At 61.4% G+C, this 16,234-nt stretch carries 15 protein-coding genes and 1 pseudogene; 10 read left to right on the top strand and 6 right to left on the bottom strand.

Annotated features, from left to right (window positions below):
• Nucleotides 1-47: 47 nt before the first annotated feature.
• Genes B0G82_RS28945 through B0G82_RS28935 form a run of 3 tightly spaced genes read right to left on the bottom strand, consistent with a single transcriptional unit; the run spans nt 48 to nt 2,717 of the window.
• Nucleotides 48-1,571, bottom strand: a complete 1,524-nt coding sequence (locus tag B0G82_RS28945; protein ID WP_121309850.1) for a DUF1214 domain-containing protein — start codon at nt 1,569-1,571, stop codon at nt 48-50.
• Nucleotides 1,572-1,594: 23 nt separating this feature from the next.
• Complete coding sequence (locus tag B0G82_RS28940) at nt 1,595-1,876, bottom strand: DUF1214 domain-containing protein (protein WP_116147489.1); 282 nt, start codon at nt 1,874-1,876, stop codon at nt 1,595-1,597.
• A 52-nt stretch (nt 1,877-1,928) separates the two neighbouring features.
• Nucleotides 1,929-2,717, bottom strand: coding sequence for an enoyl-CoA hydratase/isomerase family protein (locus B0G82_RS28935; protein ID WP_116147487.1), 789 nt, complete (start codon nt 2,715-2,717; stop codon nt 1,929-1,931).
• A gap of 217 nt (nt 2,718-2,934) precedes the next feature.
• On the opposite strand from B0G82_RS28935, the gene B0G82_RS28930 reads away from it, so the two are divergent.
• From B0G82_RS28930 to B0G82_RS28910, 5 genes are all read left to right on the top strand, one after another.
• A complete protein-coding gene (locus tag B0G82_RS28930) occupies nt 2,935-4,056 on the top strand; it encodes a CaiB/BaiF CoA-transferase family protein (RefSeq protein WP_121309849.1) in 1,122 nt (373 codons plus the stop codon).
• Nucleotides 4,057-4,148: 92 nt separating this feature from the next.
• Entirely contained in the window at nt 4,149-5,387 is a 1,239-nt protein-coding gene (locus B0G82_RS28925; protein ID WP_121309848.1) for a thiolase family protein, read from the top strand.
• A gap of 136 nt (nt 5,388-5,523) precedes the next feature.
• Nucleotides 5,524-7,077 carry an AMP-binding protein gene (locus B0G82_RS28920; RefSeq protein WP_121309847.1) on the top strand — a complete coding sequence of 518 codons (1,554 nt, stop codon included), beginning with the start codon at nt 5,524-5,526 and terminating at the stop codon, nt 7,075-7,077.
• Between the two features lie 55 nt (nt 7,078-7,132).
• Nucleotides 7,133-7,879: an SDR family NAD(P)-dependent oxidoreductase gene (locus tag B0G82_RS28915; protein WP_121309846.1), complete on the top strand. Its 747-nt coding sequence runs from the start codon at nt 7,133-7,135 to the stop codon at nt 7,877-7,879.
• Between the two features lie 250 nt (nt 7,880-8,129).
• A complete protein-coding gene (locus B0G82_RS28910) occupies nt 8,130-9,251 on the top strand; it encodes a porin (RefSeq protein ID WP_121309845.1) in 1,122 nt (373 codons plus the stop codon).
• A 225-nt stretch (nt 9,252-9,476) separates the two neighbouring features.
• Here the strand turns inward: B0G82_RS28910 and B0G82_RS28905 are convergent, their stop codons facing one another.
• Nucleotides 9,477-10,076, bottom strand: coding sequence for a TetR/AcrR family transcriptional regulator (locus B0G82_RS28905; RefSeq protein WP_241974861.1), 600 nt, complete (start codon nt 10,074-10,076; stop codon nt 9,477-9,479).
• 195 nt (nt 10,077-10,271) lie between these two features.
• On the opposite strand from B0G82_RS28905, the pseudogene B0G82_RS28900 reads away from it, so the two are divergent.
• From B0G82_RS28900 to B0G82_RS28890, 3 genes and pseudogenes are all read left to right on the top strand, one after another.
• Nucleotides 10,272-10,364 (top strand): annotated as a pseudogene (locus B0G82_RS28900) (IS5/IS1182 family transposase); the annotation flags it as partial.
• A gap of 177 nt (nt 10,365-10,541) precedes the next feature.
• A complete protein-coding gene (locus B0G82_RS28895) occupies nt 10,542-10,721 on the top strand; it encodes a hypothetical protein (protein WP_199730181.1) in 180 nt (59 codons plus the stop codon).
• 195 nt (nt 10,722-10,916) lie between these two features.
• Nucleotides 10,917-11,885: an SDR family NAD(P)-dependent oxidoreductase gene (locus B0G82_RS28890; protein ID WP_121309844.1), complete on the top strand. Its 969-nt coding sequence runs from the start codon at nt 10,917-10,919 to the stop codon at nt 11,883-11,885.
• Nucleotides 11,886-12,236: 351 nt separating this feature from the next.
• Here B0G82_RS28890 and B0G82_RS28885 read toward each other — a convergent pair whose 3' ends face one another.
• Nucleotides 12,237-13,127 carry a LysR family transcriptional regulator gene (locus B0G82_RS28885; protein WP_121309843.1) on the bottom strand — a complete coding sequence of 297 codons (891 nt, stop codon included), beginning with the start codon at nt 13,125-13,127 and terminating at the stop codon, nt 12,237-12,239.
• A 122-nt stretch (nt 13,128-13,249) separates the two neighbouring features.
• On the opposite strand from B0G82_RS28885, the gene B0G82_RS28880 reads away from it, so the two are divergent.
• Both B0G82_RS28880 and B0G82_RS28875 read left to right on the top strand, forming a co-directional pair.
• The gene (locus B0G82_RS28880) at nt 13,250-13,990 is read left to right on the top strand and encodes an SDR family oxidoreductase (protein WP_121310911.1); all 741 of its coding nucleotides are present in this window, start codon (nt 13,250-13,252) and stop codon (nt 13,988-13,990) included.
• Between the two features lie 47 nt (nt 13,991-14,037).
• Nucleotides 14,038-14,631 (top strand): NAD(P)-binding domain-containing protein, encoded by a 594-nt coding sequence (locus B0G82_RS28875; RefSeq protein WP_121309842.1) that lies wholly within the window; start codon nt 14,038-14,040, stop codon nt 14,629-14,631.
• A 57-nt stretch (nt 14,632-14,688) separates the two neighbouring features.
• On the opposite strand, the gene B0G82_RS28870 is transcribed toward B0G82_RS28875, so the two are convergent.
• Complete coding sequence (locus B0G82_RS28870; RefSeq protein WP_121309841.1) at nt 14,689-16,218, bottom strand: altronate dehydratase family protein; 1,530 nt, start codon at nt 16,216-16,218, stop codon at nt 14,689-14,691.
• Nucleotides 16,219-16,234: the final 16 nt, after the last annotated feature.

The following is a 16,234-nucleotide window of genomic DNA, read 5'->3' as shown; positions in this document are numbered from 1 at the left end:
GCCGTTGTATGCGCGTCGCGCCTTCCCTCGACACGATGCGTACACGCTCACTGAATCCGCTGCGCGGCAGGCGGAGTCCAATTGCCCGCCGTGATCGCCGCTGCTGGCCAATATGCTCGCATCATCAAAGAAAAATCCCCGTCGCGTGGCGCTGGCAGCCAGTTCGCCCGTTGTGCCGGATCGGCAGGCGGCTCGGACTGGATGTACACGGTCAGCGAGCCATCCGGGTTCGGCCTGAGATCCGTATTGCGCGTACCGATTGCATAACGGTCAAGCGGGTTCGGCACGAAGAAGTGATATGCGTCATACAGCGTCAGCGACCAGAAGCCCTGCACCGGCGGCCACTGTCCCTTCGCGAACGTGATCGCATAACGGTTGTGCGCATTGAGCCGCTCGCCGGCTGCATCGAGGTCCAGATAGAAGTACGTCGCCTCTTCCGGCTTGTTGACGAATATATTGGAGCGCGCAACAGCGGTCCGGGTCAAATAATCAGTGCCGAAGCGCCCGCCGTTGCGCTGCGTCGTCCAGTGATGTGCGAGTGGTATGCCGAAGTTGCGGAACTGAAGCAAGGGGTCGACGAGATCCTTGTCCGCACGCGCCGCTTCGTCGATCATTGCGGCCTTCAGCGACGGATTGCGCCGCGCAGCCGCGATCACCGCGAGCGCTTCCGAGTAGCGCGCCTCCTCACCCGGCATGGGTGGGGCGTCGGCCAGTACCGCAGGCAAGCCGTCGAAGAAGCGTTCCGGAAACACCCAACGCGCTTCGCCGGGACTGGCACCCTCGTGAGCCGGCATCGGAAACGCCGGCAACTTTTTCCAGTCGTGCTGTTTGAACACGCCGTCAAACATCGCCAGCGGATACATGTCGATGCGGTTCAGCAACGGCTGGATGGCCGCGTTGTCCTGCGGCGTGTCGGTCTGAAAAACGCGCGGCACGACAAATGCCGTGCGGGTGCCCGAGCGAATCACCTGCGCGATGCCCTCCGGCACCGCGCCGTGCCAGTCCGGGCCCGCCAGCAGATAGAAGCCCGGTTCCGTGCCGTACATCGACCCGAGGTTGGCGACGCTATCGGTGCGCAGATCGACAATCTGATAGACCCAGAAACGCTTGCCGAAATCCGGAACCTGGATCACGACCGGGCTCTCGTCGAGCGCCGCGACGCCCGCGCCGTACACAACGTCCTGATTCGGGCACGCGACCAGCCGCTCTGCGGGGTCCACGTAACCGGTCAGCATCGCAAGACGGTTGAGCGGGGCAATCGGCATGATCCCGCCGACGAGGCCAGGCGCCGGCGCGCGGGTGAATGCAAGACGGCGGTTGTAGGCGTTGACCATCGGCCACGCCCAGAAGTAGGTATTGCGCGCGACCATGCGCGCATAAGCCTCGGTCATGAGCGAGGCCGGTATAACAGGCGCTTCGTCCGTGCGGACCGCGCCGCTCGCCGCTGCGGGGCCGGCCCCTGCGGCTTGCGTAACAACCGGCACGCGGCCGGTTTCGCACCCGCCCAACGCAAGCAGTGCAAACGCGAATGCCGCGAACAACTGGAATGAACTCGAAAGCAGTTTGCGCATGAATGATTCCTCCGAAAGTCGACTCAACGCTGCCCGACTAGCGGGGGCGGGAAATACTGTTCCGCCGCCGCGCCAGCCACCGGGCCATATAGCCGGAACGTCAGGTTGTAGTTCGTACCAGGCTGCGTGGGCAACCAGTTCGATTCAGGGACACTGTCAGGACGCACAGGACCGAACGCGAGCGTGACAGAGCCGTCCGCGTTGGGCTGCACACGCGACTGGCGGTTTAGCGCATAACGTCCCAGCGGATTCGGCACCACCTTGTAGTGAGTCGAATCGACTTCCGTGACCGATCTGGTCTCCATCAAGTAAGTACAGGTGGCCGCTCACGCGCGCGCAAGCGGCCACCGGGGCGAATCAGCGGCCGGTGAACTGAGGCGCACGTTTTTCCTGGAACGCGGCAAGTCCCTCGCGGATGTCGTCGCTGTGTTCGTGGAGCGCGGTCATCAGCAGTTCCTGGCGCAGCGCCACCTCGGCGGGCTGCTCGATACCGTCATTCACAAGCGCCTTCATCCGGCTCAAGCCGAGCGGACTCTTCGCGGCTATCGTCTTCACAAGCGCGTCAACCGCCTCGCCAAGCTGCGCGTCCTCGACGACCTGATTGACAAGTCCCGCCGACTCCATCGACCCGGCTGAGACGAATTCGCCCGTGTACATCAGATATTTCGCACGCGTCACGCCGATCTTGCGCGGCAGGCGAACCGAGCCGCCGCCGCCGGGCAGCAAACCGTAATTGGCATGCGCGTCGCCAAAGCGGGCCGACCTCGCCGCGATCACAAGGTCGCAGCACAGCACCAGTTCAAGGCCGCCCGCGAGCGCCATGCCGTTCACGGCGGCAATCACCGGCCGGGGGAAACGTTCGAGACGGTTCAGCAGCGCGAGCAGCGCGTCGAGGAAGCGGCTTGCGCCCGGCTGGTCGCCATCGCGCTCGCCACGTACAAATTTCAGATCAGCGCCGGCGCAAAACGCGCGGCCCGCGCCGGTCAACACGACCACACGCGCGTCGTCCCGTTTCGCGGCTTCGTCGAGCGCCTGTTCGATTCCCCGAACCACATCGGGCGTAATCGCATTCATCGCTGCGGGGCGATTCAGTGTGATCCACATCGCTCCGTGCCGTACCTCGGCGATAACGGGCAATTCCTGCATGGTGTCTTCCTCCTGAAAGAGTCTCGGTTCGCTTGCCCGGCGCTGGATGTCCGGGCTTGATTTTAATATCGCGTATCAATACTAACTCATCGGTAGAAACTATGCCAATATAGCGCCTCAACAGCGCGACACGCGCGACGACAGCGCGGCGCATGCACAGTCTTCACGCGACCCGCTGGATCGCAGTACCAAACATCTTGCATGACAGGAGACACCTATGAGTTTGCCTTTGGAGGGTGTACGCATCCTCAGCCTTGCTGAACAGTATCCCGGCCCGTTCGCCACGCTCGTGATGGCCGATCTGGGCGCCGACGTGATCGTGGTCGAGCGGCCGCCGGCTGGCGACCCGGCCCGACAGTTGCCCGACTTTCACGCCGCACTCAACCGCGGCAAACGCTCGGTCGGCGTCGATCTGAAAACCGACGCGGGACGCGCAGCACTGCGCGAACTGATCGCTTCCGCGGACGTGTTGATGGAAGGTTTCCGTCCCGGCACGATGGCCCGCCTCGGCTTCGGCTACGACGATGTCGCGAAGCTCAATCCGCGCATCGTCTATCTGTCGATCTCGGGTTTCGGCCAGAACGGCCCGTATCGCGACCGCCCCGCGCACGATCTGTCTTATCAGGCAATCGCAGGCCTGTTGCACCGCCAGGCTGCCAGCGGCCAGATCGAAACGCCGCCTGAACTTGCAATCGGCGACCTCTCCGCGGCGATGTTCGCCGTCACTGGCTGTCTTGCCGCCCTGCTCGAGCGTACCCGCACCGGCCTCGGCCAGTACGTCGACGTGTCGATGACCGACGGCCTCGTATCGTGGATGAGCGTGTTTCTTTCGCCGGCGATGAACGGCGGACGCCTCGGCATGGCTGAAATCAATGCCCAGCCTGCTTACGGCGTGTTCCGCTGCGAGGACGAGCTTTTGCTGACGCTGTCGATCGCGCACGAAGACTGGTTCTGGGCTCCGCTATGCGAGCTTCTCGGCCTCACCGATATCGCGCACGTGACAAACGCGGAGCGCGCACCGCGCGAAGCTGAACTTCGCGCCCGCATTGCCGAAGCGCTGCGCCGCAAGCCGCGCGCTCAATGGGCGCCGCTGCTCGATCTGGCAGGCGTGCCCTGGGGGCCGGTGAACAGTCTCGACGAAGTCGTGAATGACCCGCACTTTCGCGCCCGCGGCATGTTCCGCGAGGTCGACGAACGCGGCGGCCGTCGCGCCTGGCACGTAGCGCAGCCACTCGTATTCGGCGGCGTACATCCCGGACCTACGCGCGGGGTGCCCGCCGTCGGCGAGCATGACGCCGAGTTGCTCACGCAAGCCGTCAACGCACGGGCAGCCGGGTAAACATGGACTTCTACCTTATCGACTATATTTTTACTCCCAAGTAGAATTTGATTCATTGGATGTGCCTATCCTCAAACAGCATGGGAATTGAAATGAAAGATATCTATGTGGTTGGCGTCGGCATGACGCCGTTCGGCAGGCTACTCGACCAGAGCATTAAATCGTTGGTACGCAACGCCACCCAAGGGGCGCTCAAGGACGCGGGCATCGAAAAGAGGGCTCTGGAAGCGGCGTTCTACGGCAATGCATCGCAAGGTCATATGGACGGCCAGCACATGATTCGTGGCGAAATCGCGCTGCGCGACATGGGCATCGGCGGCATTCCGGTCGTGAATGTCGAGAATGCATGCGCGAGCGGCAGCAGTGCATTCGTGCTGGCGGTCAACCATCTGCGCTCGGGCGCCGGCGACGTTGCGCTGGCTGTGGGCGCCGAAAAAATGTTTTCGGAAGACCGTGAGCGCATGTTCTCCGTATTCGATAGCGCACTCGACGTTTCGCGAGCCAAAGAAATTCACGCGGAGTTGTTGCGCATTGGCGAAGGCGTCGAGATTCCGGCAGGATCGACGTCGCCGAAGCCCTATAGCGTGTTCATGGACGTCTACGCGGCATTCTCCCGCGCGCACATGAAACGCTTCGGCACCACGCAGCGCCAGATCGCCGCCGTGTCGGCGAAGAACCACCGTCATTCGGTACACAACCCACTGTCGCAATACCGGGTCGCTTACACCGTGGAAGAAGTGCTGGCCGCGCCGCCCATTACGTACCCGTTCACGCTACCGATGTGCTCGCCGGTATCCGACGGTGCTGCTGCTGCCATCCTGTGCACCGCCGACGCGCTCAAGCGTCTGAACATCGATCCGAAGCGCGCGGTCCGCGTGCTGGCTTCGGTGGTCCAGAGCGGCACGGACCGCTCGCCCGACGACATCGAGCAGCACGTCACCGTGCAGGCTTCGCGGCGCGCCTACGAGCTGGCCGGCATCGGTCCGAAGGACGTGTCGGTGGCGGAAGTGCATGACGCGACCGCAATGGGTGAGATCGTACAGATCGAGAATCTCGGTTTCTGCGACTTCGGCGACGGCGGCCCGATCTCCGAGCGCGGCGAAACGTCAATCGGCGGCCGGATCCCGGTCAACCCGTCCGGCGGTCTGGAATCAAAAGGACACCCGGTGGGCGCGACGGGCCTCGGACAGGTGCATGAGCTCGTCACGCAACTGCGCGGCGAAGCCGGCCCGCGTCAGGTCGATAACGCGCGGATCGCGGTCGCGGAAAATGGCGGCGGCCTGTATGGAATCGAGGAAGCGGTGGCCTGCATCACGATTCTGGCGCGCTAGCGCATCACGGGCGAGCGCACCGCAGCGGCCTCCTTCAGGCCGCTGAGCTGGCGGCGGGCAAGAACCCGCAGCCGCCGCCTATCATGAATGAAAAGGTAGCCGCCGAGCACGGCTACGTCGACTCAAGGAGACTGATATGCACCTTGCTGATTACTTCGATTCGGCTGTGTCCCGGCATCCGGACCGCGAGGCATTCGTCGACGGAACGACGCGCATCACGTTCGCCGAGGCACAGAAGTTCGTCCATGCCGCCGCGCACGCGCTCACGCTCGACCCTTCGCTGAGGCCCGGCGCACATGCGGCGATCTACGCACCGAACGACTACCGGATCAGCCTGCTGCAGTTGGCGATCAACCGCGCGGACATGGCCTGGGTGTCGGTCCATACACGCAATACGGTGGAAACCAATGCGGCCGTGCTGTCGTTCGCCGATTGCGAGCTGGTTTTCTTTCACAGCGCATACGCCCACATCGTGCCTGCGCTGAAAGCCGGCCTCGCGGCTGGTTGCAGGTTCATCTGTATTGACCAGCCATCGGAACATGGCGAGTCGCTCGACAGCTGGATGCCGAATCATCGTGACCCGTTCGTCGCGCCGCCGGAAAACCCCAATCAACATGCGCTGCTGCAGCCGACCGGCGGAACGACGGGACCCTCGAAAGGTGCGCTGCACGACAATCGCTCGCTCGAAATGGGGCTGATTGCGGTTTTCTCCGAACTGAACATTGATCGGGACTCGCGCGTGCTGGCTGTGGCGCCGCTCACGCACGCCGCGTGCATGCTTACGCTGGCCGCCGCGATCCGCAATGGCTGCACTGTCGTGTTGCCCTCGTTCGACCCCAAGGTGGTACTGCGCACGATCGCTGAAGAACGTATCACGCATTTGTTCCTGCCGCCAACGGTCGTCTACGCACTATTGAGCGATCCTGCGATGGCGGGCGCCGATCTTTCGTCGCTACGCTGCCTCGCCGTCGGCGCAGCGCCCATTGCCCCGGAAAAAATGAAGGAAGCTGTCCGCCGCCTCGGGCCGGTGATCTACGAAGTCTATGGGCAGAGCGAGTGCGGCTTTCCCGTAGTCGTCAAACGGCCGTCCGACTATCTGCTGACTGATGGCACCTTCGATGAAGTCGCGCTGCAATCCGCGGGAAAGGCGGCGCAGTTTGCGTGTGTCGAAATCATGGACGACGCCGGCAACATCGTCGGCCCCGGAGAAAAGGGGGAAATCGTCGTGCGCTCCACGACTGTCATGCTCGGCTACTACAAGAATCCCGAGGAAACGGCACAAGTGTCACAGTTCGGCTGGCATCACACGTCCGACATCGGTATCAAGGATAAGCGCGGGTTCATCACCGTGGTCGATCGCAAGAAGGACATGATCGTCAGCGGGGGCTTCAACGTCTTTCCGGGCGAAATCGAGGCGGTCATCAACTCGCACCCCGCTGTTCTCGATTGCGCGGTAATCGGCGTGCCGGATGAGAAATGGGGCGAGGCGGTCAAGGCCATTGTCCAGTTGAAGAACGGCGAACATGTCGGCACGGAACAACTCGCCGAGCTATGCAAACGCGAGCTCGGCAGCGTGAAAACGCCGAAGAGTTTCGAGTTCTGGGAAGACCTGCCACGCAGCGCGGTCGGCAAGGTGCTCAAACGTGAGATTCGCGGCAGGTACTGGGCAGGTCAGTGGCGCGCGGTGTGACGTCCGCACTTGATCGCTTCATTCTTAGACATCAAACCAGGAACAGGGCAAGAACATGAATCTGCAGAACAAGGTTGCAGTCGTCACTGGGGCGGCATCTGGCCTCGGCCTCGCCACCTGCAAGGTGCTTGCGGCAGCGGGCGCCAAGGTGGTGGGCTTCGATCTCGACGGCGCGAAGCTCGGAGAAGCGCTCGGGCCCGATATCAAGGGCGTCGCGGTCGACGTGGCGAATGAAGAAAGCGTCAAGGAAGGTATCGCTACGGTCGTGCGCACGTACGGAACCGTGCACGTCGCGGTCAATTGCGCAGGCATTCTCGGGCCGTCCAAGACGATCTCCAAAGGACAGCTTTTCCCGTCCGATCTGTGGCACCGTGTGCTGTCGGTGAACCTCACCGGCACCTTCAACGTGCTGCGTCATGCGGCGCTCGCGATGACAGCGAATGAGCCCGAAGAAAACGGCGAACGCGGCGTAATCATCAACACCGCATCGGGCGCCGCGCGTCAAGGTCAGATGGGACAGGCGGCCTACAGCGCAAGCAAGGCCGGCGTGATCGGCATGACGATTCCGGTTGCGCGCGATCTTGCCGAGCACGGCATTCGCGTGCTGTCGATCGCACCGGGCCTGTTCGAGTCGGGTATGTCGGCAGGCATGCCGCCGAAGGTGTCCGAGACGATCGTCGGCAAGCTGTTGTTTCCGCAACGCATGGGCAAACCCGAAGAATTTGCGGGCCTCGTCCAGCATATTGTCGAGAACGCCTATCTGAACGCCACCACCTTCGATATCGAGTGTGGAACGCGTTAATCGTCACGGCGCGCGGCGCGCCGTGATCCAAATGTCCCTTTCCGCTTCCAATCGTAATCCGCGTTAATTCGATGGTGCAGCACCCGGCCTTCATCAGACAACGAGCGCCCATTTTGCTAAGGATTCCTTCTAATAAATTGAGATGCGGTGATTTTGAAATGAAGTGACCGGCTTCAACAATCAAGAGAAGCCCACCTGATTTTGCCTTACCCGCGTCTGTCGATGCGGCATAAACATAGAGGAGACATGCATGCGTTTTATTAGCAAGGGCATTTTCGCCACCAGCGTGGCACTTGCGGCGGGTAGCGCCGCCGCGCAGTCGAGTGTGACGTTGTACGGGGTGGCAGACACGTTCTTCCAGTACCTGAACAAGGGGGGAGCGAGTTCGGTTTCCCAGCGAAGCGGCGGCTCAACGGGTTCGATGGTCGGCTTCAGAGGCAAGGAGGATCTGGGCGGCGGGTTGAAAGCCGTGTTCGACCTGGAAAGCGGTTTCAACATCAACAACGGTGCATCCTTCGCCGATACGACCACCCTTTTCTATCGCCAGGCATGGATAGGGCTGCAGCAAGACAAGTACGGCACGCTTAGCTTCGGTCGTCAGTATCAGCCGAGCTTCTGGGCCGTTTATCCAACCGACCCGTTCCGTGGCAACGAAGTACTCTCGCCGCTTTCGGCGGCCGATCTCGCCGCGGCCTCCGACCGTCGTACGCTCGCGGTTCAGTATGCGCCGGGACGGATCAGCAATACGATTTTCTATCAGTCGCCCAACGTTGCAGGCGCGAAGCTTTATGCCATGTATGGTTTCGCAGCGACGGCTACACAGCCAATCCCGACCACATCGGGGAATATGATCGATGTCGCGCTGACCTGGCAAGGCGCCGGCCTTTACGCAGCCGTGGCTTACCTGAACCAGCATTCCGGCGTGGAGACCATTGCGGGTCTGCCGCGCTCGCTTAACCTGCTCGGGACTGAGCATTTTAGCGGCGCACTGGCGTATCAGATCGGCATAGTGAAACTTCAGTTTAACTACTCGTATGCGCGCCCCAAAGATGCTGCGCCTGGGTCGATGGCGGCGCTCCTCGGCGCAGGACACGCTCTGAGCTACGGCGAGTTAGGTGCGACGATCCAGGCCACGGACGCCGACGAAGTCCAACTCGCAGTTGTCGAGCGCGACGTGCGCGGCGTGCACGACAATGCAGTCGGCTTCCAGGTGGGCGTCGACCACAATGTGTCGAAGCGGACCAGCTTTTACGCGCGGGCGGGCTACATCAAGAACAATGGCAGTTCGACGATGAGCTGGCCGGGTATTTCAGTGACGGAGCCTGATGCATCTCAAACGCTTGTCGCCATCGGCATGACCCATCGCTTCTGACATTCCCGCGGTTTTGTTCCGTGAAGGCCCGCCGATGTGGCAGGCCGCCGCCGTGTGTGTCGCGTCTGTATCGACCGCGCGCGGAGAGATCAAGTTGGAAACGAAGGCCTGCGAGGCCGCCCCGCTCTTGCCGAACCTGCACGACTATTCACAACGTTCGCGACGTGAACAACGCATGCGTCATTAGTCTCGCCTTCGTGCGTCGTGGCATCGTGTCGAAGGAAGTCAGGTGGCAGAAGATGATTTGCGTTTTCGGGCACTACGCGCGCCGGCAGGCCACATCGAGAGCGCCTGCTCGGCAACAGCCTCAAGCATGGCACGACTGAAGCCGGCCTTCGCCTGAACAGCCATGCCGTGGGCGACGGCGCACACATACGCCGCTAGCGCGGCACAGTTGGCAGTCTCCGGCAAGTCCCCTTCAAGCTGCGCCCGTTCGAGCCGCTCGCGCAGCGATGCTTCTCCGTCCGCCCGCGCCTCGATGACCGCGCGGCGGACGGCTTCCGAATCGTTCGAGACCGCGAGCGCACCGTGGACGCCCAGACACCCTTTGCGATCCGGATAACGCGTATTGAGTTCGGCCGTGCCCTTCAGAATGCATGTTGCCACTTCTCGCGAGGTCGGCCGCTCCAGCGCCGCCTTGAAAAAACCTAGGTAGTGCTCGTAATAACGCTCAAGCGCTCGACGGAACAAGTCCTCCTTGTTGCCGAACGCCGAGTAAAGCGCAGGGCGTTGGACACCCGTGGCCTGCGTCAGATCGGCGTACGACGCGCCCTCGTAGCCCTTGCTCCAGAACACGCCAAGTGCCGCATCCAGCGCGTGATCCACATCGAACTCGCGGTGACGTCCCATAACTCACCTTGCCTCGCTCTTCTCATAACGGTCGGGATTGACCAGCGATCTTCCCGAAACCATACCGGACGTTATCGTAACATACGTTACGATTCACCACCATCCGCAGGGATAGGTCCAATCACCTACCGAGGAGTCCTCTCGTGCAGGGCATCGTCAGACGGCTTAACGGTGATCGCAAAGCGCCGGACCGAGCACGGCAGCCGTCTCGGCAAATTTCGCTGGGTAATTGAACGGACTGATTCGTGGCCCCACAACTTCCGTTGACGATCTCGCGACGGCGCGACGTCTCATCTTGACCAGACATCAATCGACGTTTCAACGACGGACCGCTTGACAGCCTCGCGCCCAATAACGTAACGTTCGTTATCGTAATGAATGTTATGCAATTCGCCCGACGTTCGAGGGCGTTGGCATCGAGTTACCACATGAGGCCCTTTCGTGCAGAAATCATTGAATGGCAAAGTCACCCTCATTACGGGCGGGTCGCGCTGGCTCGGTGCCCATACGGCGGAAGCATTCGCCGAGCTAGGGGCAGACCTGGCGATCAGCTACGTCGCGTCGGCCGACAAAGCCGACACGGGCGAGGTAATCAGCGTGGCGGGCGGCCTGAGTATCTGACGGGTTCGGGCCGGCACGTGCGAGCCTGCGCCCACCTTTCTGACCCGCCCTGTCCAGCTTCTCAGTTGCTGGTCGGGGCACCCATTTGATCTTTCAACGTGCTGATCCTGTACAGCGGAACGCGCTCGTCGGTACGTCAGGATCAGGCAGAAGAAGATCAGAGTCCTTAGTAAACATGAAACCCAAGGAAAAGAAATGACCGAAAAATTTGGTGCAAAGTCGACCGCCGACGAGGTGCTCTCTGGCGTCGATCTCAGGGCAAAGCGGTTTCTCGTCACAGGTGCATCATCGGGCATCGGGCTCGAAACCGCCCGCTCACTGGTTGCGCATGGCGCCAGCGTGGTCGGTGCCGTCCGGGACCTCGCCAAAGCTGAACGGGCTGTTGCTTCCGTCCGTGACGCTGCGTCGCGGGCCGGCGGCAGCCTCGAACTGATCGAACTTGATCTTGCCTCGCTGCAGAGCGTTCGCGCCTGCGCTGACAAGCTGCTGGCTGACGGCAGGCAGTTCAATGCCATCATCGCCAACGCCGGTATCATGGCAACGCCGTTTGGGCGGACGGTCGATGGCTTCGAACTTCAGTTCGGGACCAATCATCTTGGTCATTTTGCTTTGGTCACCCGGATCGAGCGGCTGCTCGTCGATAACGGGCGTTTGGTCGTGTTGTCGTCGCAAGCGCACCGCGTCGCCGATGTCGACCTGAACGATCCGAACTTCGAGCAACAGACCTATGACCCGTTTGTCGCCTACGGCCGATCAAAGACAGCCAACGCTCTATTCGCAGTCGAATTTGACCGGCGACATCGCGATCGCGGCGTTCGAGCGACCTCGGTGATGCCAGGCAACAGTCTCACTGATCTCCCGCGCCATTTCTCTCAGGAAGACCTGAAGGGTCTATTCGAGACCGTCGGCAAGGCGCGCGCCGAAGCAGGTCTGCCCCCGCCCGAGCTAAAGGAAATTCCGCAGGCGGCGGCGACTTCGGTATGGGCCGCAGTCGTGGCGGACAAAGCCGAGGTCGGCGGACGTTACCTCGAAGACTGCGCGGTCGCCCCGATCAACGACACTGCCAACCCGTTTGCCGACGGCTCGCGAGCGTATCTGCTCGACGTTGAGAAGGCCAGCTTGCTTTGGGCGAAAAGCGAGCAGTTGATCAACGCCGCGTCCTGAGACAATCAAAGGACATGATATCGACCGGTTCCGCCATCTCTTGTTAGGTGCAGTCAGCGACGGTCTTTTGACTGTGCCGGCGGTTTCCGAGCTAAAGGGACGAGCGCCACGACGAGCGGTCGGGCTGGTACGGAAACGGCGTCGCGGGTGACAGGTTTGATCGCCGCGGCGCCGGCAATCTTATTGCCGGTCCGGAGAACCGCAGAACCTCGACCGATTGCTGCCCGAAGATGCCATTGGATGTGTGCACGGCGCACCTGGCAACCGTCCTTGCCTGACCGCACCCGCGCCGAGACGAATGTGAATGAGCCTCTCTGAGCGACGCCTCGAGCGCCGAATGATGCCGTTTTCCTACATGCGCTGTGGGAGTGCCAAAGCAAAAAAGTCCGTCGCGCGACGCACGCGTGCCGGTACAAAGCGACGTTTCGGCCAGATGAGACTGACGTCTCTGACCTCACTTATGAATTCGTCGAGAACCGTGATCACGTCCGGATGTCGGAGTTCATCGGCAAGAGACACCTTGGCGAACAGGCCAATACCGACACCGGCCAGAACGCCAGTGCGGATCGTTTCGACACTGTTGGACGAAAGATTTCCGCGCACGGACACACTGAATCGACCTTCCGGGCCTACAAACGGCCAATTCGCCGACTCCGTCAGGCCGCCATATAAAAGGCAATTGTGATCGACGAGCTCGGCGGGAGTCTTCGGTATTCCGTGTTGCTCGAAGTACCTGCGGGAGCCGACGCATACAAGCGGGGTGCTAGCCACGCGCCTGACAACCGCATCGAGATCGTCGACGGCGCCCACCCGGATCGCCAGATCGATCCGATCTTCCACCATATCTCGTACGAAGTCCGAAAGAACAAGATCGACCTGAAGGCCGGGATTGAGTGACAACAACTCCGGTATGAGTGGAAGGACGTGAAGGCGGCCGAAAGTAGCGGATACGGCGATCCGGATCAGACCGGACGCATTAAGCACGCTGCTGGTCAGTTCGCTGTCGGCTTCATCCATTTCATCAACAAGGGGTTTGGTCCGGTCGTAATATCTCTGGCCCTGGTCCGTCAGCGTCACGCTGCGCGTGCTTCGATTGAGTAGCATCACGCCGAGGCGTTTTTCCAGCGCGCCGATCGCCTTGCTGATCGCGGACTGTGACTCGCCGGTTCTACGCGCCGCGGCGGAAAAACCGCCGGCCTCAACAACGGCGATGAAAGCGCTCAATTCGTGAAACCTGTCCATGGCATTCCTCTCATTTGATCCATTCCGTCGAAGAATAGATCTTATGGGAAATTTGCGGATTATCATTCCCGGCGATGGTAATTACCATGTACCTGTCATTCACGAACAGGCAGAAAGTCCCAATGTCCACTCTCGCAGGCAAGATTGCAGTCATTAGCGGCGGCACCACCGGTATCGGTTTAGCGATCGCCCAGCGGTTTGTTGCCGAAGGCGCTCACGTCTTTATCTTCGGCCGTCGGCAGGCACAACTCGACGAGGCGGCCGAACTGATCGGGCGCAACGTCACCGCCATCCAGGCTGACGCCGCGAACCTTGATGACCTCAACCGGGTCGCAGCGGCAGTCAGGGACAAAAAGGGTGTCGTCGATATCATCGTGTCGAATGCGGGCTTTACGGAGCAAGCTTCGGTCGACACTCTCACGCCTGAGCACTTCGACAAGGCGTTCAACCTCATGGCCCGCGGTCCCGTCTTCCTGGTGCAGAAGCTGCTGCCGCTCATGACAGGAGGCGGATCGATCATTCTGGTCTCGTCGGGCATGCACGTCATGGGCATTCCTGGCCACACCGCCTACGCGGCGACCAAGGCCGCGTTGCGCTCCTATGCCCGCACCTGGGCTGCGGAGTTTAAGGACCGCGGCATTCGCGTCAATCTGCTCAGCCCTGGTGCAACGGACACTCCGATTCTCGACACTCAATCGATGGCACGCGAGGATCTGGTCAACATGTACCAGAGCATGATCCCGCTCGGTCGACTCGCTCGGGCTGACGAGCTTGCCAACGCGGCGCTCTTCCTCGCATCCGACCAGAGTTCGTACATGACGGGCGCGGATTTGATGGTCGATGGTGGCATCGCCCAGGTCTGACAGCTACGGTCGGCAGCAAGGCCTTTCGATATGCACAGGAGATTTCAATGAGCTACGCAATCATCGGGCTTGGCAAGATCGGCACGGCCATCGCTCAGGCGTTCGCCCATACGGGCCTCGAAGTCATCGTGGCAGGCAGGCGATCGCTTGACGCGCTCGCGGCGCAGATCGGCCCGTCTGTCGTCCCCCGGCGTGTCGATGACGCGGTCAAGGCCGACGTCGTCATCCTGGCCGTCCCCTTCGCCACGCATAGCGAAATCGGACGGACCGCCGAGAACTGGCAGGGGAAGGTGGTCATCGACGCAACCAACGCATTCGGCGTTCCCCCGGAAGAACTGGGCGGGCTGCCGTCGACGGCCGCCCTTGCGAAGTCGTTCCCGGGGGCGAAGGTGGTGAAGGCCTTCAACCACCTACCGGCGAGCGTCCTGGCCGAAGGCGCGAAGACGCCGCAGGGAGGCCGGCGGGTCGTGTTCGTCTCCAGCGACGATGACGCGGCCAGCGCCTCGGTGGCCGCACTTGTCGACAAGCTCGGCTTCGCCCCGATCGAGCTGGGGAAGATTGGCGAGGGCGGCCTGCTGGTCCAGGCACGGGGCAGCACGTGGGCTCAGCTTATTTTCCAGGACCTGGCCAAGTTCGACTGATCGAAGCGATCCTGGAACCGTAAAATGTCCTTCACGCCTCGGGGGACTCGCCTGCTTTCACATGACAGCGCCGAGTTGCCACGGAACAAACTCACTGTCTCCCATGCCGTGCTGTTCGCTGCAGGTTTTTCTTCCTGACGCCGTGTCCAGCATCAACTGGAATATCTGGGCTCCAGCCTGAGCAATACCAAGCGTTCCATCAAGGATCGTTCCACAGTTGAAATCCATATCCATGCTCATCTGCTCGAACATCCGGGTGTTCGTCGCGAGCTTCAGCGAGGGCGTCGGTTTGCACCCGTACACTGACCCACGGCCCGTGGTGAAACAGATCAGGTTCGCGCCGCCCGCGACCTGCCCCGTCGCCGATACCGGGTCATAGCCGGGGGTGTCCATGAAAACGAGTCCGTGCTGCGTGACGGCTTCGGCGTATTCATACACCTCCATCAAACCCGTACTCCCGCCCTTGGCGACCGCACCCAGTGATTTTTCCAGAATGGTCGTAATCCCTCCGGCCTTGTTACCCGGCGAGGGATTGTTGTTCATGTCGCCGTGATGGGCGCGCGTATACGCTTCCCACCAGCGCAGCTTTTCCAATAGCCTGTCCGCCACCCGCGGCGAAGCCGCACGCGACGTCAGCAGGTGTTCCGCGCCATATATCTCCGGTGTTTCGGACAGTATCGCCGTTCCTCCATTGCGCACCAGAAGATCAACGGCGCAACCCAATGCCGGATTGGCGCTGATCCCCGAGTACCCATCCGAACCGCCGCACTGCAGCCCGACTTTCAGGTGCGCGGCCGACACGGTACTGCGGTTTGCGCGATCGGCGAGCGTCAGCATGTCGCCGACTATCTCTATGCCCTTTTTAATGGTTTCACGCGTTCCGCCTTCTTCCTGAATCGTCAGCGTGGCGATCAAACCGTCCGGTCTGGCGGCCAGCGTATCGACCAGCGGCGCGATCTGATTCACTTCGCAACCGAGCCCGATCAGCACCACGCCTGCGAAGTTGGGATTGTTCGCGTACCCGCGCAAGGTACGGCGCAGCAATTCGATCCCCTCGCCAGACCCGGCCATGCCACAGCCGCTGCCATGTGTGATAGCCACGACTCCGTCGACTGAGGGAAACGCCTTGAGCGCATCGTCCTTAAAAGCGTCGGCGATATGCCGGCATACGGTTGCCGAGCAATTTACGCTCGCGATCACGCCGATAAAGTTTCGTGTACCGACGTCTCCATTGGCTCGCACATATCCCTGAAACGTTGCCGGCCGCCCGTTCACTTCAGTCGCTTCGTAAGCGGTACCGCTGGCGAGTTCGTTCCCAACCTCGCTCATGCCGACGTTATGGGTATGAACATGCTCCCCCGCTTCAATATGATGCATGGCGATACCGATGACTCGCCCGTACTTCAGAATGGCAGCGCCCTTTTCAATGCGGCGCACAGCCACTTTATGGCCAGACGGAATCGACGCGCGGGTGCGCAATGTGGCCGCCCCGAGATTCACCTCGACCCCATCCGGTACTGCATGGCGCGCGACCGCGACATTGTCCTGTTCGCGCAGAAGAATAAAAGAATCCGATTCCGTGTTCATGACTTTCCCGAAACAG

This window comes from Paraburkholderia sp. BL17N1, from assembly GCF_003634175.1.
Classification (GTDB): Bacteria; Pseudomonadota; Gammaproteobacteria; order Burkholderiales; family Burkholderiaceae; genus Paraburkholderia.
Note: the sequence above shows the minus strand (reverse complement) of the source record. Positions and strands in the feature narration are given on the sequence as shown.